This is a genomic window from Rhodococcus tukisamuensis NBRC 100609 (genome assembly GCF_001894985.1).
GTDB lineage: Bacteria > Actinomycetota > Actinomycetes > Mycobacteriales > Mycobacteriaceae > Rhodococcus_G > Rhodococcus_G tukisamuensis.
On record NZ_BCXG01000008.1, the window covers coordinates 1 to 23,136 of the forward strand.

General features: G+C 72.1%; 21 protein-coding genes. 12 read left to right on the plus strand and 9 right to left on the minus strand.

Features of this window, described 5'->3' with window-relative positions; all coding sequences use genetic code 11:
* Positions 1-558 (plus strand): FKBP-type peptidyl-prolyl cis-trans isomerase (locus RT2_RS11010; protein WP_218019048.1); only part of this gene is annotated, 558 nt, incomplete at its 5' end.
* Here the strand turns inward: RT2_RS11010 and RT2_RS11015 are convergent.
* Positions 555-2,099 carry an adenylate/guanylate cyclase domain-containing protein gene (locus RT2_RS11015; RefSeq protein ID WP_072844844.1) on the minus strand — a complete coding sequence of 515 codons (1,545 nt, stop codon included), beginning with the start codon at positions 2,097-2,099 and terminating at the stop codon, positions 555-557. The genes RT2_RS11010 and RT2_RS11015 overlap by 4 nt on opposite strands.
* Before the next feature lie 70 nt (positions 2,100-2,169).
* Here RT2_RS11015 and nucS point away from each other — a divergent pair, with 70 nt between their 5' ends.
* Entirely contained in the window at positions 2,170-2,844 is a 675-nt protein-coding gene (gene nucS / locus RT2_RS11020) for an endonuclease NucS (protein ID WP_072844845.1), read from the plus strand.
* A gap of 20 nt (positions 2,845-2,864) precedes the next feature.
* On the plus strand, positions 2,865-3,167 hold the full coding sequence (locus tag RT2_RS11025) for an Rv1322 family protein (RefSeq protein WP_072844846.1): 303 nt from the start codon (positions 2,865-2,867) through the stop codon (positions 3,165-3,167).
* On the opposite strand, the gene RT2_RS11030 is transcribed toward RT2_RS11025, so the two are convergent.
* Together RT2_RS11030 and mce are read right to left on the minus strand one after the other, a co-directional pair.
* Positions 3,148-4,161, minus strand: coding sequence for a coiled-coil domain-containing protein (locus tag RT2_RS11030; RefSeq protein ID WP_072845001.1), 1,014 nt, complete (start codon positions 4,159-4,161; stop codon positions 3,148-3,150). The two genes, RT2_RS11025 and RT2_RS11030, sit on opposite strands and share 20 nt — an antisense overlap.
* A gap of 126 nt (positions 4,162-4,287) precedes the next feature.
* Positions 4,288-4,767 carry a methylmalonyl-CoA epimerase gene (gene mce, locus RT2_RS11035; RefSeq protein ID WP_072844847.1) on the minus strand — a complete coding sequence of 160 codons (480 nt, stop codon included), beginning with the start codon at positions 4,765-4,767 and terminating at the stop codon, positions 4,288-4,290.
* An 89-nt stretch (positions 4,768-4,856) separates the two neighbouring features.
* On the opposite strand from mce, the gene RT2_RS11040 reads away from it, so the two are divergent.
* From RT2_RS11040 to RT2_RS11050, 3 genes are all read left to right on the plus strand, one after another.
* On the plus strand, positions 4,857-6,050 hold the full coding sequence (locus RT2_RS11040) for an acetyl-CoA C-acetyltransferase (protein ID WP_072844848.1): 1,194 nt from the start codon (positions 4,857-4,859) through the stop codon (positions 6,048-6,050).
* A gap of 109 nt (positions 6,051-6,159) precedes the next feature.
* The gene (locus tag RT2_RS11045) at positions 6,160-6,534 is read left to right on the plus strand and encodes a DUF3817 domain-containing protein (RefSeq protein ID WP_072845002.1); all 375 of its coding nucleotides are present in this window, start codon (positions 6,160-6,162) and stop codon (positions 6,532-6,534) included.
* A 206-nt stretch (positions 6,535-6,740) separates the two neighbouring features.
* Positions 6,741-7,643, plus strand: coding sequence for a tetratricopeptide repeat protein (locus RT2_RS11050; RefSeq protein ID WP_072844849.1), 903 nt, complete (start codon positions 6,741-6,743; stop codon positions 7,641-7,643).
* Positions 7,644-7,689: 46 nt separating this feature from the next.
* On the opposite strand, the gene RT2_RS11055 is transcribed toward RT2_RS11050, so the two are convergent.
* From RT2_RS11055 to RT2_RS11065, 3 genes are read right to left on the minus strand one after another with little or no spacing between them, the layout of a single operon-like run.
* Entirely contained in the window at positions 7,690-9,123 is a 1,434-nt protein-coding gene (locus RT2_RS11055; protein WP_072844850.1) for a neutral zinc metallopeptidase, read from the minus strand.
* Positions 9,120-11,324: a 1,4-alpha-glucan branching protein GlgB gene (gene glgB / locus RT2_RS11060; RefSeq protein WP_072844851.1), complete on the minus strand. Its 2,205-nt coding sequence runs from the start codon at positions 11,322-11,324 to the stop codon at positions 9,120-9,122. The genes RT2_RS11055 and glgB overlap by 4 nt, the downstream gene beginning before the upstream one ends.
* Complete coding sequence (locus tag RT2_RS11065) at positions 11,321-13,327, minus strand: alpha-1,4-glucan--maltose-1-phosphate maltosyltransferase (RefSeq protein ID WP_072844852.1); 2,007 nt, start codon at positions 13,325-13,327, stop codon at positions 11,321-11,323. Before RT2_RS11065 ends, glgB begins: the two co-directional genes overlap by 4 nt.
* Positions 13,328-13,425: 98 nt before the next feature.
* On the opposite strand from RT2_RS11065, the gene glgP reads away from it, so the two are divergent.
* On the plus strand, positions 13,426-16,014 hold the full coding sequence (glgP, locus tag RT2_RS11070; protein ID WP_072844853.1) for an alpha-glucan family phosphorylase: 2,589 nt from the start codon (positions 13,426-13,428) through the stop codon (positions 16,012-16,014).
* Here glgP and RT2_RS11075 read toward each other — a convergent pair.
* From RT2_RS11075 to RT2_RS11085, 3 genes are all read right to left on the minus strand, one after another.
* Positions 16,011-18,041: an ATP-dependent DNA helicase gene (locus tag RT2_RS11075; protein ID WP_072844854.1), complete on the minus strand. Its 2,031-nt coding sequence runs from the start codon at positions 18,039-18,041 to the stop codon at positions 16,011-16,013. The genes glgP and RT2_RS11075 overlap by 4 nt on opposite strands.
* 61 nt (positions 18,042-18,102) lie before the next feature.
* Entirely contained in the window at positions 18,103-18,696 is a 594-nt protein-coding gene (locus RT2_RS11080) for an isochorismatase family protein (RefSeq protein WP_072844855.1), read from the minus strand.
* Positions 18,697-18,728: 32 nt separating this feature from the next.
* Positions 18,729-20,054 carry a nicotinate phosphoribosyltransferase gene (locus RT2_RS11085; RefSeq protein WP_072845003.1) on the minus strand — a complete coding sequence of 442 codons (1,326 nt, stop codon included), beginning with the start codon at positions 20,052-20,054 and terminating at the stop codon, positions 18,729-18,731.
* A 141-nt stretch (positions 20,055-20,195) separates the two neighbouring features.
* Between RT2_RS11085 and clpS the strand changes: the two genes are divergently transcribed.
* The 5 genes from clpS to RT2_RS11110 all read left to right on the plus strand — a co-directional run bounded on the left by clpS (position 20,196) and on the right by RT2_RS11110 (position 23,133).
* Positions 20,196-20,531 carry an ATP-dependent Clp protease adapter ClpS gene (clpS, locus tag RT2_RS11090; protein WP_072844856.1) on the plus strand — a complete coding sequence of 112 codons (336 nt, stop codon included), beginning with the start codon at positions 20,196-20,198 and terminating at the stop codon, positions 20,529-20,531.
* A 61-nt stretch (positions 20,532-20,592) separates the two neighbouring features.
* Positions 20,593-21,168, plus strand: coding sequence for an oxidative stress transcriptional regulator AosR (gene aosR / locus RT2_RS11095; protein WP_072844857.1), 576 nt, complete (start codon positions 20,593-20,595; stop codon positions 21,166-21,168).
* Complete coding sequence (locus RT2_RS11100) at positions 21,165-22,235, plus strand: P1 family peptidase (RefSeq protein WP_072844858.1); 1,071 nt, start codon at positions 21,165-21,167, stop codon at positions 22,233-22,235. Before aosR ends, RT2_RS11100 begins: the two co-directional genes overlap by 4 nt.
* A gap of 188 nt (positions 22,236-22,423) precedes the next feature.
* Entirely contained in the window at positions 22,424-22,867 is a 444-nt protein-coding gene (locus RT2_RS11105; RefSeq protein WP_072844859.1) for a M67 family metallopeptidase, read from the plus strand.
* Complete coding sequence (locus RT2_RS11110) at positions 22,864-23,133, plus strand: MoaD/ThiS family protein (RefSeq protein WP_072844860.1); 270 nt, start codon at positions 22,864-22,866, stop codon at positions 23,131-23,133. Before RT2_RS11105 ends, RT2_RS11110 begins: the two co-directional genes overlap by 4 nt.
* The last annotated feature ends 3 nt before the right edge of the window (positions 23,134-23,136 follow it).

Below are 23,136 nucleotides of genomic sequence, written 5' to 3' on the forward strand. Positions count from 1 at the left end.
CCGGCCGACCTTCGGGCGGAGGCGCCCTGGCAGACTGTGCGAATGCTGTCGCGAAAGAATCTGCTGCGTTCTGTCCCACTTGCGCTTGCCGCGGTCACCGCGCTGACACTGACGGGCTGTGGGTCGGATTCCGCGTCCGACGAGTCCACCCCGGATGCGTCACTGAGCGCCGGCGACCTGAATGTGCAGTTCAACGGCGACGAGCCGCCGACGCTGACCTTGCCCGCGGACAAGCCGGACCTGGCCGAAACCAAGATCACGGTGGTGGCCAAGGGTGACGGGGCCACTGTCGGACCCAACGACCAGGTGACCCTCGAGTACCAGGGCACGAGCTGGGACACCGGAGAGATCTTCGACCAGAGTTACGGTCGTGCGCCGGCCACGTTCGCCCCGAGCCAGGTCATCCCGGGGTTCGCGCAGGCGCTCGTCGGGCAGCAGGTCGGTTCGAAGGTCCTCGCCGAGATCCCGCCGAAGGACGCCTACGGTCCGGCCGGCAGTGGCTCGGAGCTCGCGGGTCAGACTCTGGTCTTCCTGGTCGACATCAAGAGCGTCAACTAGGGCAGGGGCGTCGCCAGGCGGGTCTGCGCGCTGCGCCCGCGGAGGGTCACCGTGTCGCCCAGCGTCCACCGTGCGGCCTCGGCGGCGCCGGCCGCGGCCACCGCGCGGTCGGAGGCGAGCACGGCTCCGGGAACGGTCTTCGCGAGCTCGGAGAGGCGGGCCGCCTCGTTCACGGGGTCGCCGATCACGGTGTACTCGAATCGCTTTCGGGCGCCGATGTTCCCGGCCACCGCGGTGCCGGCCGCGACCCCGACGGCCGCGTCGCAGTCGGGCACCTCGGCGCGCAGCCGTTGCTGGATCCGGCGGACCGCGGCCAGGGCGCTCCCGGCCGGGTCGTCGAGGTCCGCGGGCGCACCGAAGATCGCCAGCGCCGCGTCCCCCTCGAACTTGTTGACGAAACCGCCGTGCCGGTCCACCTCGTCGACCACCACGTCGAAGAAGCGGTTGAGCAGGTCGACCACCTGCTGCGGGGGACGGGACGCCGCGAGCTGCGTCGAGCCCACCAGGTCGATGAAGAACACCGCGACCTCGCGCTCCTCGCCGCCGAGTTCGGGATTGCGTGCGATGGCGGCCTCGGCCACCTCGTGACCGACGTGCAGGCCGAACAGGTCCCGGATTCGTTCGCGTTCGGCCAGGCCCTCCGCCATCCGGTTGAAACCACTCTGCAGTTCCCCGAGCTCGGTGCCGTCGTACACCTGGATCCGGGTACCGAGGTGGCCCTTCTCGACCTCGGTCATGGCGGCGCGGACGGACCGGATCGGAGCGACCGTCGCGGCCACCCCGAGCAGGGTGAGCAGCAGTCCGAACACCAGCGTGGCGCCGCCGATGGCCAGGATCGACTTCGCCAGCTGGCGCGGGCTGGCCTCCTCGTGCAGCAGTGAGAACAGCGCGACCAGGATCAGCCCGGTGACGGGTACCCCCGTCCCGAGGAGCCAGGCCAGCACGTTGCGGCCGGTGACGCCCGCGATCCGGACCCGGCGCGGATCGCCCGCCTCGAGTGCCCGAGCGGCGGCGGGGCGCAGGGCGAACTCGGCGAGCAGGTATCCGAAGGCGCATATGGTGGTGCCGCTCATCGCGATGGTCAGCGAGACCTTCGGGATGGTCTCGGGATCGACCATGGCGTAGGCGGTGGTGAACACCACCAGGCCGCCGAGCCACAGCACGATCTGGATCCGGGTCAGTTTCCACGGCATCGACAGGGCCGCGGCCGCCTCCTCGCGCGTCGGTGCCCGGCCCTCGACGGCCCAGCGCAGCCCACGCAGGGCGCGCAGGGTGCCCCAGACCAGGCCGACGACGGTGGCTGCGACGAGATAGGCCGGGCCGAGGACGGCGTTGACGAAGAGGAACTCCCGAGTCAGCAGTTCCGGTCCGGGGACCACCGCGATGAGCGCGCCGACCACGACGAATCCGACCAGGTTGGTCACCAGCAGGCTGACGGTGAGCAGCACCTGTACCCGCAGCCGCCGACGCCGGGGCGTCTCGGTGGGGGAACCGAGGAGGCGCGAGCCCAGCGGGGCTGTGGAAACTCCGGGAACGGCCATGATCGCCGAGCGTAATGGCTCCGGCCAGCTGTGGTCGGGACCCGCGCTGGCGTGCTCTAGTGTGGTCCGAGTGCGTCTCGTGATTGCCAACTGCCATGTCGACTACGTCGGCCGTCTCACCTCCCACCTTCCGAAGGCCCGACGGCTGCTGCTGGTCAAGTCCGACGGTTCGGTGAGCATCCATGCGGACGACCGTGCCTACAAGCCGCTGAACTGGATGAGCCCGCCCTGCTGGCTGGTCGAGGACGACGCCGGCGACGGCAAGCAGCTCTGGGTGGTGACCAACAAGGCCGGCGAGGAACTGCGGATCACCATCGACGAGGTGGAACACGACTCCTCGCACGAGCTCGGTGTCGACCCGGGTCTGATCAAGGACGGCGTCGAGGCGCATCTGCAGGAGCTGCTCGCCGAGCACGTCGAGACACTCGGCCCCGGCTACACGCTGGTGCGGCGCGAGTTCATGACGGCGATCGGCCCGGTGGACCTGATGTGCCGCAATGCGGACGGCGCGTCGGTGGCGGTGGAGATCAAGCGTCGGGGGGAGATCGACGGCGTCGAGCAGCTGACCCGTTACCTCGAACTGCTCAACCGGGACCCGCTGTTGGCCCCGGTCACCGGTGTGTTCGCCGCGCAGCAGATCAAGCCGCAGGCCCGGACGCTGGCGGAGGACCGGGGAATCCGTTGCCTGACCCTCGACTACGAGGCGCTGCGCGGAATCGAGAGCACCGAGTTCAGGCTGTTCTGAGCGGCATTTAGGCTGGATTCATGCCCCGCCGCAATCATCACCGTCGCGCCGAGCCGCCGTCACCGCTGGGCGGCTCGCAGGCCCGTGTGGAATCCGGCCCGGCCGGCTACGACGGCGAGCAGTACCAGGTCCGGCAGATCCCGGGCGCCCGCGCCACCAAGACCTACCGGTGCCCCGGCTGTGACCACGAGATCCGGCCCGGCGTTGCGCACCTGGTGGCCTGGCCGGCGGACGCGATCGGCGGAGCCGAGGACCGCCGGCACTGGCACTCAGGATGCTGGAACGGGCGCGGGTCCCGCGGGATCACCCGGCGTTGGTCGTGACGTCCCGCTCGGACTCCTGGTACTCGTCCGCGGACCCGTGGTCGTCCTGACCGGCGTCGTTCTGATCGGACTCGCCGTGAGCCTCGTCCTCGGCCGCCGCTGAGTCCCGGCGGTCCTTGCGCTCGGACTCGTTGACGCCGTCGAGCAGCTCGCCCTCCCGGTTGACCGAGGCCAGCATCGCCGGCACCGAATCGAGCTGGCCGCGAATACCCAAGAGCTGGGCGAGGACCCGGCCCCGGAGGACCCGCAGCTCCTCGGCGAGCTCCTTGGCGTGGGCGATCCGCTTCTCGGCCTGTTCGGTGGCGGTCTGCAGCCGGCGCCGGGCCTCGTTGGTGGCGTCGGTGATCCGGCGGGCCGCTTCGGCCTTGCTGGTCGCCTCGAGCTCCTCGACCGCGCTGACCACCTTGGTGCGGCGTTCGCTCATGGTGATCTCGAAGTCCTGCTGGATCTGGTTGCGCTTGGCCTCGGACTCCGCCTCCATGCGGGCTCGCTCGCTCTGGGCGGCCTCGACGATCCGGGCGGCCTCGGTGCGCGCGGCGGCCATGGTCTGGGTGTGCTCGGTCTCGAGCGCGGAGCGGAGGTCGGCGAGCTCGGCCAGCCGGGTCTCGTGCTCGGCGCGCATCGCGGTGCTGTCCTGCTGGGCGATGGACACCATTTCGGCGGCCTCGGCCTGTGCATGGGCGCGCACCTCGGAGGCCTCGTCGGAGGCGAGGCGCAGCATCCGGGAGATACGCTCACTCATGCCCTCGGCGGTGGTCGGCGGCACGGACAGCCGGTCGACGTCCTTGCGCAGGTCGTCGATCTCGTCGCGTGCGTCCTCGAGCTGCATCGCCAGGTCCCGGGCCTGCGCGGCCGCGGCGTCCCGGTCGGTTGCGGTCACCCGCAGCTCGGCGTCGAAACGGTCGAAGTAGTGACGAACCTCGTCGCGGTCGTAACCCTTGCGTGCGACGGTGAAGGGGAGCGGAATCGATCCGCGGTCGTGCTCGTTGGCCATGCTCATAACCTACCGTCGCTGCGCTTGTGGTGTCGTTGCCCTGTCAGGCGTGCAAAATACGCGAGACCGCCGTACGGGTAGCGATCGGCTCCCCGCACGGCGGTCAGGTGTGGTGGAAGGTGGGGCTCAGTGCCCGCCGTCTGCGGCCGGCTCGACGAGCTCGACCAGCACGCCGCCGGCGTCCTTCGGGTGCAGGAAGTTGATCCGCGAGTTCGCGGTGCCGCGGCGCGGTGCGTCGTAGAGCAGCCGGACGCCACCGGCGCGCAGGCGCTCGGAGATCGCGTCGAGGTCGGTGACGCGGTAGGCGAGCTGCTGCAGGCCCGGGCCGCTGCGGTCGATGAACTTGGCGATCGTGGAGTTCTCGTTGAGCGGCGCGAGCAGCTGGATCGCGGTGGAGCCCGCCGGGCTGCCGGGCACCGACAGCATGGCCTCGCGGACGCCCTGCTCCTCGTTGGTCTCCTCGTGCGTGGAGACGAGGCCCAGGTGTTCGGCGTACCAGGCGATCGCGACGTCGAGGTCGGGCACTGCGATGCCGACGTGGTCGATGGCCGTCACGAGGTCGGAGGCCAGGGGGGAAGTGGCCGAGCTGGGGGCAGAGTGTGTCATGACATTGACGTTAGCGTTACCGTCTTGGTAGTTCTCGTGGGGATGTGGCTTTAACCGGTGCCCGCCCGCACTGATCTTTGGAGGAAGCCGTGAGCAGTTCTGTAATCGTCGCCGGAGCCCGTACCCCGATGGGGCGGCTCCTGGGTTCACTCAAGGACTTCTCCGGGTCCGATCTCGGTGGCATCGCCATCAAGGGCGCGCTCGAGAAGGCCGGCGTCGCGCCCGAGAAGGTCGAGTACGTGATCATGGGCCAGGTGCTCACCGCGGGCGCCGGTCAGATGCCCGCCCGCCAGGCCGCCGTGGCCGCCGGCATCCCCATGGACGTGCCGGCCCTGTCCATCAACAAGGTGTGCCTGTCCGGCGTCGACGCGATCGCGCTGGCCGACCAGCTGATCCGCGCCGGCGAGTTCGACATCGTGGTCGCCGGCGGCCAGGAGTCGATGAGCCGCGCGCCGCACATGCTCGAGAAGAGCCGCGAGGGCTTCAAGTACGGCGACGTCACCCTGCGTGACCACATGGCGTACGACGGCCTGCACGACATCTTCACCGACCAGGCGATGGGGCTGCTGACCGAGCAGGTCAACCAGCAGGAAGCCAGCCACATCACCCGCGAGGAGCAGGACGCGTTCGCCGCGGCGTCGCACCAGAACGCCGCCCGCGCCTGGAAGAACGGCCTGTTCGACAACGAGGTCGTGCCGGTGCAGATCCCGCAGCGCAAGGGCGACCCGATCGTCTTCGCCGAGGACGAGGGCATCCGTGCCGACACCACCGTCGAGTCCCTGAGCAAGCTGCGTCCGGCCTTCAGCAAGGACGGCACCATCACCGCAGGTTCGGCCTCGCCGATCTCCGACGGCGCCGCCGCGGTGGTCGTGATGAGCAAGGCCAAGGCGGAGGAGCTGGGCCTGAGCTGGATCGCCGAGATCGGCGCCCACGGCGTCGTAGCCGGCCCGGACTCCACCCTGCAGTCGCAGCCCGCCCGCGCGATCGCGAAGGCCTGCGCGAAGGAGGGCATCGCGCCCACCGACCTCGACCTCGTCGAGATCAACGAGGCATTCGCGGCGGTCGGCATCGCGTCGACCCGTGAGCTGGGCCTGGACGCGGACAAGGTCAACGTGAACGGCGGCGCCATCGCGGTCGGGCACCCGCTCGGCATGTCGGGTGCGCGGATCGCCCTGCACCTCGCGCTCGAGCTGCAGCGTCGCGGCGGCGGTGTCGGCGCGGCGGCACTGTGCGGCGGCGGCGGTCAGGGCGACGCACTGATCATCCGCGTTCCCCAGCAGTAACTCGCCCGGTCAGCGGCCACAACTGCACCAACCGAATCCGACTACAAGGCGTCGTAGATCACACACGACGGCGCCTTGTTGTCCGATTTGCTCAGGCACAATGGTGGGCATGCCGAAGATCCTCGACGTGTCCACGCCCGCGAAGCGGTTCCGCCTGGTTGCCCAGTGGGAGGCCGTCACCTGGGCCGCCCTGCTGGTTGCGATGTTCTTCAAGTGGGTGCTCGGGTACGAAGAGGCCGTCCGGATCCCCGGAATGGTGCACGGCATCGCCGCCTTCGTTCCGTTCGTGTTGATCGCGCTGGTGACCGCGCGGTCGCTGAAGTGGGACCTGATGACCACCTTCTGGGCGTTGGTGTCGAGCGTGCCGCCGTTCGGGACGATCGTGTTCGAGCGCTGGGCCGTGCGTAACGGCAAGCTCGCCGAGTTGTCCGCAGAGGCGGTCGCGTCCGGCAAGGTCGCGGATCCCGCCCTCGCCGAGGCCTGATTTCCAGACACATCCGCAGTGCCCCCGAACCGTCACGGTTCGGGGGCACCGCGCGTATCTGGGGGTCCGGGGGTCTCCAGGCGTACCGGGGTCCGGGCGGGAGGGGTGAGGCGCGCTGACACCGGGGTGGGCGTGCCAGACTGTTGGGTGTGACTCGACCTGGCTCTCGCCCGCCCGCACGTCCCTCGGCCGCCGCGGCTGCCGCCATGTCCGGGGCCGTGGACCTGTCTGCCCTCAAGGACCGCGCGCAGTCCCCGCCGCCGTCGCAGCAACCGACGGGCCCCGTCGGCGAGGCGGGCCCGACCGGGCTCGCGCCGGTCGTCGACGTCACCGAGGCCACCTTCGAAGCGGAGGTGCTCGAGCGGTCGTCCCAGGTGGTGGTGCTGGTCTCGATGTGGTCCGAGCGGAGCCCGTCGAGCGTCCAGTTCTCCGGGGTGCTCGAGTCCCTGGCCCGCCGGGGCGCGGGTGACTGGGTCCTGGCCCGGGTGGACGTCGACACCAACCCGCGGATCGCGCAGGCGTTCGGTGTGCAGGCCATCCCGACCGTGGTGGCCGTGGCGGCGGGGCAGCCGCTCGCCGACTTCGAGGGCGTCCAGCCCGAGGACCAGGTCAGTGGCTGGCTCGAGCAGGTGCTGCTCGCCACGGCAGGCAAGCTCGCCGGTCCGCCGGCGTCGGGCGGCGAGGAGGAGCCCGAGGCCGAGGACCCGCGGTTCGTCGCTGCCGAGGACGCCCTCGCCGAGGGTGACCTGGCCGGCGCCGAGGCGGGCTACCAGGCGATCCTGGACGCGGAGCCGGGCAACACGGCCGCGCTCGGCGCCATCCGCCAGGTGCGCTTCCTGGCCCGGGTGCAGGACGTGGCGCCCGATGCGGTCGCCAAGGCGGCCGCCGCCCCGACCGACGTGCAGGCGCAGCTCGACGCCGCCGACGCGCTGCTCTACACCCAGCAGGCCGAGGAGGCGTTCGGCCGGCTCATCGAGACCATCCGGCGCACCGCGGGCGACGACCGGACCGCGGCCCGCACCCGGCTGCTCGAGCTGTTCGAGCTCTTCGACCCGGCCGACCCGATGGTGGTCGCCGCGCGCCGCAAGCTGGCCTCCGCGCTGTACTGAGGCCGGGGCCGCACCGAGACCCGGCCGTCCCGAGGATCGGGCCGGGTCAGCCGTAGCGGTTCGCGCAGGCGTCCTGCCCGCCGAGCACCCCGGAGCGGAAGGCGTCGACGCGGGCGAAGCCGCTCGGGACCGTGTCCCCGTTGACGTCGCTGGCCATCAGGCCGTCGGTGAGCAGGCCGGACACCGCCTCGTCCAGGTCGCCGGCGGACAGCGTCAGCCCGCCGGCCTCACCCGCCGCGGCGGCCGCGGTCCAGACGCCGGACAGGCAGGCCGCGCGGACCGCCGTGGTGGCGTCGGTGAGCGAGTCGCCGGCCCGGCGCTGGGCGGCGAGGGTGAACCTCGAGGCCACCAGCACGTAGGCGCCGAAGTCGCCGCGCACGTCGGCCGCGATCTCGTCCGGACTGCCGGTCAGCGGGATGCTGCGCGCCACCAACGCGGGCAGCGAGACGCCGATGGTGTCCGTCGACGGGCAGTACGAGACCGGCTCGGTGGTCGTGGCGTCCGGGCACCCGGTGTCGGCGCCGGCGAAGGTCACCGTCGGCTGCTGCGGGAGCGCGAAGACCGCCTGCAACGAGTCCACGGTGAGCCGGACCGTCTCCTCGGTGACCGGCATCTCGCCGTCGCCGCCGGCGACGGACAGCTGCTGGGCCACCTCGGCGCGCCGCGCGTCCACCTCGGCGGCGTCGATGGCCGTGCAGGCGCGGGCGCCGTCGGTGAAGCCGATCTGGAAGGCTGTCACCCGTTCGAAGGCGGAGCCGTGCACGGCCTCCGGGTCGTTGGGGTTGGTGTCGCGGACGGCCACCATCGCCGCCATCACCGAGTTCAGTCCGTCCGAGGTGTTGAGCGTGAAGTGCGGCGCACCACCCTGCGCGACGTCTCGCATGAAGGCCCCGGCGAAGCAGTCGGCCTGCTGCTCGAGCACCAGGGTCGGGTCGTCGTCGCCGGCGAGGCCGGAGTCGTGCTGGATCGCATGGCCGTACTCGTGCGCCATCACCATCACCACGGCCATCGGGCCGAAGGTGCTCATCAGGGTGGGCAGCAGCGTGGTGCGGTCCCAGCCGATCGAGCCGTCGCGGGTGCAGTAGCCGGCGTTCACCACGCCGTGCGTGTTGTCGCCGCAGAAGGTGTCCGAGTGGGCGGGCGGCGCGTCCGGGTCCCACGACGCGAGGTCGGTGACCGGTTGGAAGTCGCCGGCGAAGACCTTCGGGTACTCGACACCCCAGAAGGCGGCGATGTCGTCGACGGCGTTGGTGGCCAGCACGTCGGCGGCCGAGCCGTCCGCGCCCCGGACCGGCAGCGACGCGTCGGGCACGTCGGGGCGTGGGCCGCTGGGGCCGTCGGTCGCGGGCAGCCCGGCGACTGTGAACGGGTTGGCGTAGATCGACACCGCGCGTCCGCCCGTGGTGGACGCGCAGCCGGCGAGCAGGATCGCGGCCAGCGCGACGGCGACGCCGACGACCGCCGCCCGGGCCCGGATCACCCGCGTTCCAGGCTGAGCCAGAGGGCGCTGTTCGCGGGCAACGCGACCGCCGCGGAGGCCGGGCGGCCGTGCCAGGGCTGGGTGGTCGCGGTCACGGCACCGAAGTTGCCCATCCCGGAGCCGTGGAACTCCGCGGCGTCGGTGTTGAGGACCTCCACCCACCGGCCGGGTTCGGGCAGGCCCACCCGGTACTCGGCGTGCGCGGAACCGGAGAAGTTGAACAGGCACGCGACGATCGACCCGTCGGTCCCGTACCGCAGGTAGCTGAGCACGTTGTTCTCGGTGTCGTTGGCGTCGATCCAGGAGTAGCCGCCGGGGGAGTTGTCCATCGTCCACAGCGCGGGGTGGCGCCGGTAGGCGGCGTTGAGGTCGCGCACCAGCGCCAGCACGCCCCGCTGCAGCGCGGCGGTGGGTCCGCCCTCGAGCTGGCCCCAGTCCAGCCCGTGTTCCTCGGACCACTCGGTGCGCTGGCCGAACTCCTGGCCCATGAACAGCAGCTGCTTGCCGGGATGCGACCACATGTAGGCGAGCAGCGCGCGCAGCCCGGCGGCCTTGGCGTGGTCGTCGCCCGGCATCCGCGTCCACAGCGTGCCCTTGCCGTGCACCACCTCGTCGTGGCTGACCGGGAGCAGGTAGTTCTCGCTCCACGCGTACATCAGCGAGAAGGTGATCTCGTGGTGGTGGAAGCTGCGGTGGATGGGATCGCGGCCCAGGTAGCCCAGGGTGTCGTGCATCCAGCCCATGTTCCACTTCATGGTGAAGCCGAGGCCGCCGACGGAGGTGGCCCGGGTGACACCCGGCCAGGCGGTCGACTCCTCGGCGATGGTGACGACGCCGCGGTGCAGCTTGTGCACGGTCGCGTTCATCTCCTGCAGGAACGCGACCGCCTCCAGGTTCTCGCGGCCGCCGTGGATGTTCGGGGTCCAGCCGCCCGACGGCCTCGAGTAGTCCAGGTAGAGCATCGACGCGACGGCGTCGACCCGTAGCCCGTCCACGTGGAACTCGTCGATCCAGTACAGGGCGTTGGCAACCAGGAAGTTGCGGACCTCGCGTCGGCCGAAGTCGAAAACGTAGGTGCCCCAGTCCAACTGCTCGCCCCGGTGCGGGTCGGCGTGCTCGTAGAGCGGGCCGCCGTCGAAGCGGGCCAGGGCCCAGTCGTCCTTGGGGAAGTGGGCGGGCACCCAGTCCACGATGACGCCGATGCCGGCCCGGTGCATCCGGTCCACGAAGGCGCGGAAGTCGTCGGGGGAACCGAACCGGGAGGTCGGGGCGTAGTAGGAGGTCACCTGGTAGCCCCAGGACCCGCCGTACGGGTGCTCGGCAACGGGCAGCAGTTCGACATGGGTGAACCCGGTCGCCAGTACGTGCGCCGAAAGCTGTTCCGCCAGTTCGAGGTAGCTCAGTCCCGGCCGCCACGACCCGAGGTGCACCTCGTAGACGCTCATGGGCGACTGGTTCGGCTCCGTCTCGGCGCGGGCCCGCAGCCAGGCGGCGTCGGTCCAGGTGTGGGTGCTGGCGTCGACCACGGACGCGGTGGCGGGCGGCACCTCGGTGGCGAACGCCATCGGGTCGGCCTTGTCGCGCACCGAGCCGTCGGCGCCGTGCACCCGGAACTTGTACAACGCGCCGGGCTCGATGCCGGGCACGAACAGTTCCCAGACGCCGGTGGAGCCCAGCGCCCGCATCGGTGCTGTCTGCCCGCCCCAGAGGTCGAAGTCGCCGATCAGCGTGACGCCCCGCGCGGCGGGCGCCCACACCGCGAACGAGGTGCCGGTGACCGGGCCGTCCGGGGTGTCGTAGCTGCGGGGGTGCGCGCCGAGCGCCTCCCAGAGCCGTTCGTGCCGGCCCTCGCCGAACAGGTGCAGGTCGAGATCCCCGAGCGTCGGCAGGAAGCGGTAGCCGTCGGCGGTGACGACGGTGTGCCCGCCCGGGTACTCGACGACCAGTCGGTAGTCGGCGGGTTCCGGTACCGGGACGACGGCGCTGAACAGTCCGTCGGAGACGTGGTACAGCGGGTGGTCGACGCCGTCGATCCGGGCGGCGACGGACTCGGCGCCCGGGCGCAGCGCCCGGATCACGGTGCCGCCGGCATGCGGGTGCGCGCCCAGCAGCGAGTGCGGGTCGTGGTGGGTGCCCGAGGCCAGTCGCGCCAGGTCGGCCAGCGGGGGCGCGGCGACCTGCGCGGCGCCGCGGGCGGTCACGACGCGGGCGCGCGGTGTGCCAGGTGCATCCGCGCGGGGTAGGGGACGGCGGGCAGCGCCAGGACGTGCGCGACCGCGCGCCAGGGCTCGAGTCGGACGAAATTGGTCTGGGCCCACTGGTACTGCTCGCCGGTGACCTCGTCGAGCACGGTGATGTGGTCCTGCCAGTTGCGGCCGAGGGCGGGCATGTCCAGCCAGATGTGGCCCTGCTCGGCGCCGTACGGGTTGAGGTTGACGACGGTGAGCACCGCGTCGCCGGTCACCGGGTCGAACTTCGAGTAGGCGATCAGCGAGTCGTTGTCGATGTGGTGGAAGGTGAGGTTGCGCAGTTGCTGCAGTGCGGGGTGGGCCCGACGGATCCGGTTCAGCGTCGCGATCCACGGCTCCAGCGACTCGCCGCGGGCCCGTGCCTCGTCGAAGTCGCGCGGCCGTAGCTGGTACTTCTCCGAGTCGAGGTACTCCTCGCTGCCGGGGTGCACCGGAAGGTGTTCGTAGAGTTCGTATCCCGAGTACACGCCCCAGGTCGGCGCGAGCGTGGCGGCCAACGCGGCGCGCAGCGCGAACATTCCGGGCCCGCCGCGCTGCAGGCTCTCGTGCAGGATGTCCGGGGTGTTGACGAACAGGTTCGGCCGCGCCTCGTCGGCCTTCGCCGCGAGCTCGAGCCCGAACTCGGTGAGCTCCTGCTTGCCGACCCGCCAGGTGAAGTACGTGTAGGACTGGGTGAACCCACGTTTGGCCAGGCCGTACATCCGGGCCGGCCGGGTGAAGGCCTCGGCCAGGAACAGCACGTCCGGGTCGGTCTCCTTGACCTCGGCGATCAGCCACTCCCAGAAGTTCGGCGGCTTGGTGTGCGGGTTGTCCACCCGGAAGATCCGGACGCCGCGGTCGATCCAGAAGCGCACCACCCGCAGGACCTCGGCGTAGATCCCGTCCGGGTCGTCGTCGAAGTTGACCGGGTAGATGTCCTGGTACTTCTTCGGCGGGTTCTCGGCGAAGGCGATGGTGCCGTCCGGCAGCACCGTGAACCACTCGGGATGGGCTGCGGCCCAGGGGTGGTCGGGAGCGCACTGCAGCGCCAGGTCGAGTGCGACCTCCAGGTGCAGCTTGCGGGCGCGGGCGACGAAGGCGGCGAAGTCGTCGAGGGTGCCGAGCCGCGGGTGCACGGCGTCGTGGCCGCCCTCGCGGGCGCCGATCGCCCACGGCGACCCGACGTCGTCCGGACCGGGGGTCAGGGAGTTGTTGGGGCCCTTGCGGTTCACCCGGCCGATCGGGTGGATCGGCGGCAGGTAGACGACGTCGAAACCCATCGCCGCGATCCGGGGCAGGTCGTTGGCGGCGGTGGCGAAGGTGCCGTGCCGCGGGGTGCCGTCGGGCTCCCGGCCGCCGGTCGAACGCGGGAAGAACTCGTACCAGGAGCCGAACAGCGCGCGCCGACGGTCCACCCAGACGGTCCCGGTGCGGCCCTTGGTGACCAGGTCCCGCAGGGGGTGCGTGCGCAACAGGGCGGTGAGGTCGGTGGCGAAGGCCGGCGCCACCCGGGCGGGCAGCTGCTGGTCGCTGCGCAGGGCGGCGGCGGCCGCGACGACTCGCGCGCGGTCGCCCTTCGGCACCGCCTTGGCCGCACGCTCGAACAGTCGGGCGCCGACCTCGAGGTCGTTGGCCAGCTCGGTGGGGCCCTGCCCGACAGACAACTTGGCCTCGACCGCGTGACGCCAGGTGGCGATCGGGTCGCCCCAGCCCTCCACCCGGAACGTCCAGGCGCCGGGCGTGGTGGGGACGAACACCGCGGCGAAGGTGTCCGGGAGCGGGCCCGGCAGCATCGGGATCCGCAGGGTGCCGGCGGCGTCCGGCCCGTGGACCGCGAGGGTGGCCGCGACCGCGTCGTGCCCCTCGCGCCAGACGGTCGCCGAGACCGGGAACGTCTCGCCGACGACGGCCTTCGCGGGGAAACGCCCGCCCTCGATGTCGGGGACGACGTCGTCGATGCCTATCCGCCCGGTCATGGAGCACTACCTTACGGGTACGGCCACGGTGCACGCTGGATCGAAGGCCGGGTCGTCACGACAGGACCGCGGGCCCGCCGGTGGGTAGTCTTCGCAGGGTGAAAGCCTTGCGTCGGTTCACCGTCCGTGCCCACCTCCCCGCCCGGCTCGCCGCGCTCGGGCCGTTGTCGACCAACCTGCGGTGGTCCTGGCACCCGGAGACCCAGGACCTGTTCGCGCGGATCGACCCGGGGCTGTGGCAGCGGGTGGCGGGCGACCCGGTGCGGATGCTCGGCGAGGTGTCGCCGGCCCGGCTCGACGCGCTGGCGATCGACCCGGACTACGTGGCCGAGCTGGACCTCCGCGCCGAGGACCTCGACGAGTACCTCGACCGTCCGCGGTGGTACCAGAACCAGCAGTCGAAGGGCGTCGACCTGCCCGGCGGGATCGCCTACTTCTCAATGGAGTTCGGCGTCAGTGAGGTGCTGCCGAACTACTCCGGCGGCCTCGGCATCCTGGCCGGCGACCACCTCAAGGCGGCGTCGGACCTCGGGGTGCCGCTGATCGGCGTGGGCCTGCTCTACCGGTCCGGGTACTTCCGGCAGTCGCTGACCGCGGACGGCTGGCAGGCCGAGCACTACCCTTCGCTGGACCCGCAGGGACTGCCGCTGCGGCTGCTCGCGGAGCCGGTGTCCGGGGCGCCGGTGCTGCTGCACGTGGCGATGCCGGGCAACCGGGTGCTGCGGGCCCGGGTGTGGATCGCGCAGGTCGGCCGGGTGCCCCTGCTGCTGCTGGACTCCGACATCGCGGAGAACGACCCGGAGTTGCGCGGGGTCACCGACCGACTCTACGGCGGCGACCAGGACCACCGGATCAAGCAGGAGATCCTGGCCGGCATCGGCGGGGTGCGCGCGGTGCGGGCGTACACCCGCTCGATGGGGCTGGCCGACCCGGAGGTCTTCCACATGAACGAGGGCCACGCCGGCTTCCTCGGGGTGGAGCGGATCCGCGAGCTGATCACCGGGGCCGGGCTGGACTTCGACGCCGCCCTCGCCGCGGTGCGTGCGGCCACCGTGTTCACCACCCACACACCGGTCCCGGCGGGCATCGACCGCTTCCCGACGGACCTGGTGCGCACCTACTTCGCCGGGGCCAACGGGGAGAACGAGTCGGCCATGCTGCCGGGTCTGACGGTGGACCGGATCGTCGAACTGGGCCGTGAGGGCGACCCGTCGGTGTTCAACATGGCGCACATGGGCCTGCGGCTCGGTCAGCGCGCCAACGGGGTGTCCCGGCTGCACGGCACCGTCAGCCGGGAGATGTTCAGCGGGCTGTGGCCGGGCTTCGACGCCACCGAGGTGCCGATCGGCTCGGTCACCAACGGGGTGCACGCCCCCACCTGGGCGGCCCGCGAGTGGATGGACCTGGCCCGGCGGGTGGTCGGCCCCGAGCAGGTCGAGGAGGCCCGCGGCTGGGAGCGGCTGCACGAGATCGCGCCGGGCGAGCTGTGGGCAACCCGGAACACGCTGCGCGGGCAGCTGGTGGCCGAGGTGCGCAGGCGGGTGCGGGCGTCGTGGCTCGAACGGGGCGCCACCGATGCCGAACTGTCCTGGACGGCAGGGGTTTTCGATCCCGATGTGCTGACGGTCGGGTTCGCGCGCCGGGTGCCGACCTACAAGCGGCTGACGCTGATGCTGCGGGACCCGGAGCGGTTGCGCGCGATGTTGCTGGACCCGCAGCGGCCGGTGCAGCTGGTGGTGGCCGGCAAGTCCCATCCCGCCGACGACGGCGGCAAGGCGCTGATCCAGCAGGTGGTGCGGTTCGCCGACGAGCACGACGTCCGGCACCGGATCGTCTTCCTGCCCGACTACGACATGTCGATGGCCCGCTACCTGTACTGGGGCTGCGACGTATGGCTGAACAACCCGCTGCGGCCGCTCGAGGCCTGCGGCACCTCGGGGATGAAGTCGGCGCTCAACGGCGGGCTGAACCTGTCCATCCGGGACGGCTGGTGGGACGAGATGTACGACGGCGGGAACGGCTGGGCCATCCCGACCGCGGACGGCGTCACCGACGAGGTGCGCCGCGACGACCTCGAGGCCAACGCGATGTACGAGTTGCTCGAGCAGACGGTGCTGCCGAAGTTCTACGACCGCGGTGCCGACGGACTGCCGGCGCGGTGGGTGGAGATGGTCCGGCACACGCTCGAGGACCTGGGGCCGAAGGTGCTGGCGTCGCGGATGGTGCGCGACTACGTGGTGGGCCTGTACGCCCCGGCGGCGCGGGCCGCACGTACCGCGGTGGCCGACGGCTACGCGGGGGCACGGCAGGTCGCGGCGTACCGCGGTCGGGTCGAGGCGGCCTGGCCGCGCGTGCAGGTGGTGCAGGTGGACAGCTCCGGGCTGCCGGACACCCCGGTGATCGGCGCCGACCTGACCCTGCGGGCGCACCTGCGGCTCGGTGGCCTCGAACCGTCCGAGGTCGCGGTGCAGGCAGTCCTGGGCCACGTCGGCGCGGACGAGGAGCTCTCCGAGACGGTGGTGGTGCCGATGACGCACGCCGGCTCGGAGGACCTGGGGGAGCTCTTCGTCGCCGAGACACGGATGCCGCTCTCCGGCGCGGTCGGGTACACGGTCCGGGTGCTGCCGCACCACGAACTGCTCGCCGGGGACGCCGAGCTGGCGTTGGTGGCGTTGCCGGCGGGCTAACGCTCGGCGAGCCGGGTCAGGGCCTTGCGGACCACCTCGGGGTCGGACGTCTCCCAGAACGGCGGCAGCGACGCCCGCAGGTAGCCGCCGTAGCGGGCGGTCGCCAGCCGGGAGTCGAGGATCGCGACCACGCCGCGGTCGTCGACGCTGCGCAGCAGCCGGCCCACGCCCTGGGCCAGCAGCAGCGCGGCATGGTTGGCGGCCACCGACAGGAAGCCGTTGCCGCCGCGGGACTCGACGGCGCGCTGGCGGGCCACCAGCAGCGGGTCGTCCGGGCGCGGGAACGGGATCCGGTCCAGGATCACCAGGCTCAGCGAGGGGCCGGGCACGTCCACGCCCTGCCACAGCGACAGGGTGCCGAACAGCGAGGTGGCCTCGTCCGCGGCGAACTTGCGCACCAGCTGGCCCGTGGCGTCCTCGCCCTGGCACAGCACCGGGGTGTCGAGCCGCTCGCGCATCACCTCCGCGGCGGCCTTCGCCGCCCGCATCGACGAGAACAACCCGAGGGTGCGGCCGCCCGCGGCGGTGATCAGCTCGGCGATCTCGTCGAGGTAGCCCTGTGCCAGTCCGTCACGGCCGGGTGCGGGCAGATGCTTTGCGACGTACAGGATTCCGGCCTTCGCGTGGTCGAAGGGGGAGCCGACGTCGAGGGAGTTCCACTTGATGTCCCCGGCGTCCGCCGGCGCCTCGGTGCCGGTGGCCATCGCCGCGTCGGGGCTCACCGCGGACTCCGCGGGCAGGCCCCAGTTCACCGCCAGCCCGTCGAAGGAGCCGCCCACCGTCAGCGTCGCGGAGGTCAGGACCACCGTCGACTCGGCGAACAGCCGCGAACGCAGCAGCCCGCCGACGGACAGCGGCGCCATCCGCACCAGCTTGCCGCGGCGCTCCTCGTCGGCCAGCCACACCACGTCGCGGTGCTTGGCGGGGTCCGGCTCGTCGAAGGCGGTGAGCACCCGGACCGCGTTGTCGTGCACCTCGTCGACCGCGGCCAGGGCGGCGACCCGGGCCGCCGCGGCCTCCGGGTCGGCGGCGTTCATCCCCGGCCGGACCGGGCCGATCGCGGTACGGACCGCCCATGCGGAGTCGCGGACCGCGGCCAGCGCGGGGCCGGCGCCGTCGGGCAGCCGCTCCCAGCGACCGGCGTAGCAGTCCTCGAGCACCGCCGCCCAGCCCTCCGAGGCCGCCTCCATCCGGTCGGCGTCCTGTTCCTCGACCAGCTTGACGCAGCGTCGTGCGGCGGCGGTGATCGTGGACGGCGCCAGCTCGGCGGTGGCCACGCCGGTGACCCGGTCCACCAGTTCGTGCGCCTCGTCGATGACCACCACGTCGTGCTCGGGCAGCACGGCGATGCCGGTGATCGCGTCGATCGCGAGCAGCGCGTGGTTGGTCACCACCACGTCCACCTGCGACGCCTCGGCCCGGGCGCGTTCGGCGAAGCAGTCCTCGCCGACCGGGCAGCGGGACTTGCCGAGGCACTCACGGGCGGTGACGCTGACCTGACGCCAGGCCTGGTCGCCGACGCCGGGCACCAGCTCGTCGCGGTCGCCGGTGTCGGTCTCGGAGGACCACTCGGTCAGCCGCTTGACCTCGCGGCCGAGCCGGGAGATGGCGAACGCGTCGAACAGCTCGGCGTTCTCCGGTTCCTCGGCGGCCCCCGTGTGGATCTTGTTCATGCAGAGGTAGTTGCCGCGGCCCTTGAGGATGGCGAACTGCGGGCGCCGCCCCAGCGTCTTGCTCAGCGCGTCGGCCAGCCGCGGCAGGTCGCGGTCCACGAGCTGACGCTGCAGCGCGATGGTCGCGGTGGAGATCACCACGGTGCGGCCCGACTCGACCGCATGCCGCACGCTCGGCACCAGGTAGGCCAGCGACTTGCCGGTGCCGGTGCCGGCCTGCACGGCCAGGTGCTCGCCGGTGTCGATGGCATGCGCCACCGCCGACGCCATGGTCAGCTGGTTTCGCCGCTCGGCGCCGCCGAGTGCGTGCACCGCCTCGGACAGCAGTTCGGGGACGGTGGGGAGTTCAGGCACCGGCCAAGGCTACCGGCAGCCACCGTCAGGTCCCGACAGCGTCGCGCGGCCGGTCGCGCGGTCACGCCGCCGACGGCACCTCGCCGATCAGCTGGATCCCGGCGCCACGCAGGCGGTCCAGGGCGGTGGTGAGGGTGTCGGGGGAGACCGCCGCCGTGTACTGCAGCAACACCGTGGTGTCGAAGCCCTCACGGCGCGCGTCCAGTGCGGTGGCCAGCACGCAGTGGTCGGTGGCGATGCCGACCACGTCCACCGCGTCGACGCCGCGTCCGCGCAGCCACCCGGCCAGCGTCTCGCCCGAGTCGTCGATGCCCTCGAAACCGGAGTACGCGGCGCTGTACGCGCCCTTGGCGAACACCGCCTGCACCGGCGCGACGTCCAGGTCCGGGTGGAACTCGGCGCCGGGGGTGCCCGCGCGGCAGTGCGGCGGCCAGGTGTCCACGTAGTCGGGTGTGTCGGAGAAGTGGTCGCCCGGGTCCACGTGGCGGTCCGCGGTCGCGACCACCGCGGCGTAGCGGTGGGCCTGGTCCGTCAGGTAGCCGCTGACGGCTCGGGCGATCGCGGCGCCGCCCGTGACGGCGAGCGAGCCGCCCTCGCAGAAGTCGTTCTGCACGTCGACGACGACCAGCGCCCGCCGACCCGATCCGGTGCCCATTTCCTCACTCCTACGTTGTCTGCGAACCCGAACTAGCCGACGAACCGGGTCGGCACGGCGGCCTCGCCGCGCGAGAGCTTCAGCCCCTCCCACGGCAGGCTCACCAGCCCGTGGGCGACCAGGTCGCGCCCCTCGGCCAGGGTGGGCAGGCCGTCCGCCCGCACACCGCCGCGGACCAGCGGGATCATCAGCTCCCGGCAGGTCAGGTCGCCGGCGTCGGGGGCCTCGGAGTCCGCCGGGTAGGCGACCTCCTCGACGATCGTGCCGGTGGGCCGGGCCAGCCGGACGGCCCGCTTGGTGCCGCCGCGGGACACCTTGTGGCTGCTGCGCTTGGCCACCGGGAGCCCGTCGACCTCGACGAGCTTGTAGACCATGCCCGCAGTGGGCGCCCCCGACCCGGTCACCAGCGCGGTGCCCACACCGTAAGTGTCCACCGGTTCGGCCCGCAGCGCCGCGATCGCGTACTCGTCGAGGTCGCCGGAGACCACGATCCGGGTGTTCACGGCGCCCAGGTCGTCGAGCTGCCGGCGCACCTGGCGGGCCCACACCCCGAGGTCTCCGGAGTCGATGCGGACGCCGCCGAGTTCGGGGCCGGCGACGGCGATCGCCGTCTTGACGCCCTCGGTGATGTCGTAGGTGTCCACCAACAGGGTGGTGCCCACGCCCAGCGCCTCGACCTGGGCGCGGAAGGCCGAGGCCTCGTCCGGGCCGTCGGCGGTGGTGTGCAGCAGGGTGAACGCGTGGGCGCTGGTGCCGGCGCCGGGCACGCCGTACCGGCGGACGGCCTCGAGGTTCGAGGTGGCGGTGAAGCCGGCCAGGTAGGCGGCCCGCGAACACGCCACTGCGGACTCCTCGTGGGCGCGCCGCGAGCCCATCTCGATCATGGTCCGGCCGGCGGCGGCGCTGACCATGCGGGTGGCGGCGGACAGGATCGCGCTGTCGTGGTTGAGGATCGACAGCAGCAGCGTCTCGAGCAGCACGCACTCGGCGAAGGTGCCGCGCACCGAGAGGATGGGCGACCCGGGGAAGTACAGCTCGCCCTCGCGGTAGCCGTCGATGTCGCCGGTGAACCGGTACTCGCGGAGCCAGTCGACCGTGCGGTCGTCGAGGAACTTCGACACCACGGCCAGTTCCGGCTCACCGAAGCGGAACCGGTCGAGGGCGTCGAGCAGGCGGCCGATGCCGCCGACCACGCCGTAGCGACGGCCGTCGGGCAGCCGCCGCGCGAAGGCCTCGAAGCTGCAGCGGCGGTGCGCGGAGCCGTCGGCGAGCGCCGCGGAGAGCATCGTCAGCTCGTACTGGTCGGTCAGTAGCGCCGTGCTGGTGCCCGGCTGGGACCACAGCGCGGAGCCGGCGATGGCGGCGGGCGCGGCGGTGGTCGAACCTGAGTGCGTCGTCACCGGGTCACCATAACGAGGCGTCGGTGGCCCGGCGCCCGCGTCCTGGCCGTTTTGTCCCACGATGTTCATTCTGTCGGGATCACGTCGTAGGCTGGTTGCATGGCTCCAGGCTCCACAATCACTCCGATGGCGAGGATTCCCGCCGCAGCCCCGCAGGTCCTACCCGCGGAGGCGGAGGTCACTGACGAGGACGAGGCGCAGGATCGTCCCTGGGTGACGCTGGTGTGGGACGACCCGGTGAACCTGATGCACTACGTGACCTTCATTTTCCAGAAGCTGTTCGGCTACAGCAAGGCGAAGGCCACCGACCTGATGCTGCAGGTCCACAAGGAGGGCAAGGCCGTGGTGTCCTCCGGCTCGCGGGACAAGATGGAACACGACGTGCAGCGACTGCACGCCGCCGGGCTGTGGGCGACCATGCAGCGGGACAGCTGACGCGGATCTCCTCACGGAGAGACGCCTCACCACCACTCGAAAGGACCTGCGGGTAGGCATCGTGCGCACATGGAGTCGGAAGAATTCGCTGGGCGGCGTGAAGATTCGCTCCGAGATGGATGCGCGTGAGGCGTCGGTACTGCGGTCGCTGGTGAGCTCGGTGCTCTCGCTGCTGCAGGACCGGGCCGCGTCCGCGCCGCAGGACGACCTGGCCGAGCTGACCGGGCTGCGGACCGGGAACTCCACCGCGCCAACCGATGCGACGCTGGCCCGGCTGCTGCCGGACTTCCTCAAGCCCGACGCCGCGGGCGGCGAGGAGGCGACGCCGGGTGCCAATGTCAATGGGGCACTGCGCAGTCTGCACGAGCCGGAGATCATCGACGCGAAGCTCGCGGCGGGTTCGGTGATCCTGCAGACGGTTCCGGCGGAGGGCGGCAAGGTGGTGCTGACACCGGAGCAGGCCGACGCCTGGCTCGCGGGCCTCAACGACGTCCGGCTGGCGCTGGGCTCGACGCTGCAGATCGACGCGGACACCCCCGACGAACTGGACCCCGACGACCCGCGGGCCCCGCATCTCGACGTCTACCACTGGCTCACCTGGATGCAGGACTCGTTGGTGCAGGTCCTGGTCCCGTGAGGCCGGGGCCGAGCGACTCGTTGGCCGACGTCGCCGGCCTGTTGGTGGGCCACCACCACGAACTGGACCCGCACGCGGCGATGGGCTCGGGCCGGGCCACCGGCTGCACCGTGGTGCTGGCGCCGGGCGGCGCGACCGCCTCGGTGGACGTGCGGGGCGGCGGCCCGGGCACCCGCGAGACCGACCTCCTCGATCCCAGCCACAGCGTGCAGCAGGTTGACGCGGTGCTGCTCACCGGCGGCAGTGCGTACGGCCTGGCCGCGGCGGACGGCGTGATGCGCTGGCTCGAGGAACGCGGCCGGGGCATCCCGATGGACGCCGACGGCCACGTGGTTCCGATCGTGCCGGGCGCGGTGATCTTCGACCTGCCGGTGGGGGACTGGGCCGTGCGTCCCACCGCGGACCACGGGTTCCTGGCCGCGGACGCCGCCTCGGCGAGCGTGGGGCGCGGCTCGGTGGGGGCCGGCGTCGGCGCCCGGGCCGGGATCCTCAAGGGCGGCGTCGGCACCGCCTCCGCGGTGCTCGGGCCCGGACCCGCGGAGGGCGTCACGGTGGCGGCGCTGGTCGTCGCCAATCCCGTTGGCGCCGTGTTCGATCCGGCGACCGGACTGCCCTGGGGCGTGGGCCCGGGGGACCTGGAGCGGTGGGGGCTGCGGATGCCGGATCCGGCCGAACTGGCGGCGGCCGTCGAGCTGGGTCAGAAGGGCACCGTCCTCAACACCACGATCGGTGTGGTCGCCACCGACGCCCCGCTCGGCAAGGCCGGGTGCCGCCGCGTCGCCGTCGCCGGGCACGACGGGATGGCCCGGGCGATCCGCCCCGCGCACTCGCCGCTCGACGGCGACACCCTGTTCGCGCTCGCCACCGGGACCCACCCGGGGCCGACGCCGGACGCCGCCCTGCCCGTCCCGGCCGCCTTCGCCGCGGACCTGCCGGTGCTGGCCGCGGTGTGCGAGGCCGCTGCCGACGTCACGGCCCGGGCGATCGTCGACGCGATCCTGACGGCCACCCCGGTGGCGGGGATCCCGACCTACCGGGAACTGTTCCCCTCCGCCTTCCGGACCTAGTGCCCCGCGCCCGAAGTCTTCTCGCGGTTGCCGGGGCCCACGCGGCGCCTCGCTGCGTTGTCGAAGTCCCAGGTAGAACACCGCTACCTGGGACTTCTCCGCCTTCCGATGCATCCACGTGGATCCCCGGCAACCATCAATGGACTTCGAGCACGAGGCACTAGGCTGGGGGCACTCGGGAGGCAAGCGTGCTGCAGATCAGATCCGACCTGGTGGATGCGATGGTGGCGCACGCCCGCGCCGACCACCCGGACGAGGCCTGCGGCATCGTGGTCGGCCCCGAGGGTTCCGACGCCCCGCAGCGGCACGTCCCGATGACCAACGCGGAGCGGTCGCCTACCTTCTACCGCTTCGACTCCGGTGAGCAGTTGCGACTGTGGCGGGCGATGGACGCGGCCGGCGAGGCGCCGGTGGTGCTCTACCACTCGCACACCGCCACCGAGGCCTACCCCAGCCGCACCGACGTCGCCCTCGCCGCCGAACCCGACGCCCACTACGTGCTGATCTCCACCCGCGACCCGCAGCGGGACGAGCTGCGCAGCTTCCGGATCGTCGACGGGCAGGTCGCCGAGGAGCCGGTAGAGGTGCTGCCCGCCTCCGGGGCCGCGGCATCGAATGGGAGCAAACCATGACCGTCGTCTCCGTCCCGACCGTTCTCCGCGTCCACACCGGGGGCGAGAAACGGGTCGAGGCAACGGGTTCCACGCTGTCGGAGTTGATCGACGACCTCGACAGCCGGTACGCCGGCATCCGCGACCGGCTGGTCGCCGGGGGCGCGCTGCACCGGTTCGTGAACGTGTACGTGGGCGAGGAGGACGTGCGGTTCACCGGGGGACTCGGCACCGCGATCGCCGCCGACGACGAGGTCACGATCCTGCCCGCGGTCGCCGGGGGCTGAGCG

Excerpts from the sequence above, each read along its gene's own strand:
- RT2_RS11080 (WP_072844855.1), bottom strand. The coding sequence starts at position 18,696 with ATGGGCACCGGATCGGGTCGGCGGGCGCTGGTCGTCGTCGACGTGCAG.
- RT2_RS11050 (WP_072844849.1), top strand. The coding sequence starts at position 6,741 with ATGTCCGGGGCCGTGGACCTGTCTGCCCTCAAGGACCGCGCGCAGTCC.
- RT2_RS11025 (WP_072844846.1), top strand. The coding sequence starts at position 2,865 with ATGCCCCGCCGCAATCATCACCGTCGCGCCGAGCCGCCGTCACCGCTG.
- RT2_RS11065 (WP_072844852.1), bottom strand. The coding sequence starts at position 13,327 with ATGACCGGGCGGATAGGCATCGACGACGTCGTCCCCGACATCGAGGGC.
- RT2_RS11030 (WP_072845001.1), bottom strand. The coding sequence starts at position 4,161 with ATGGCCAACGAGCACGACCGCGGATCGATTCCGCTCCCCTTCACCGTC.
- RT2_RS11015 (WP_072844844.1), bottom strand. The coding sequence starts at position 2,099 with ATGGCCGTTCCCGGAGTTTCCACAGCCCCGCTGGGCTCGCGCCTCCTC.
- RT2_RS11045 (WP_072845002.1), top strand. The coding sequence starts at position 6,160 with ATGCCGAAGATCCTCGACGTGTCCACGCCCGCGAAGCGGTTCCGCCTG.
- mce (WP_072844847.1), bottom strand. The coding sequence starts at position 4,767 with ATGACACACTCTGCCCCCAGCTCGGCCACTTCCCCCCTGGCCTCCGAC.
- clpS (WP_072844856.1), top strand. The coding sequence starts at position 20,196 with ATGGCTCCAGGCTCCACAATCACTCCGATGGCGAGGATTCCCGCCGCA.
- RT2_RS11110 (WP_072844860.1), top strand. The coding sequence starts at position 22,864 with ATGACCGTCGTCTCCGTCCCGACCGTTCTCCGCGTCCACACCGGGGGC.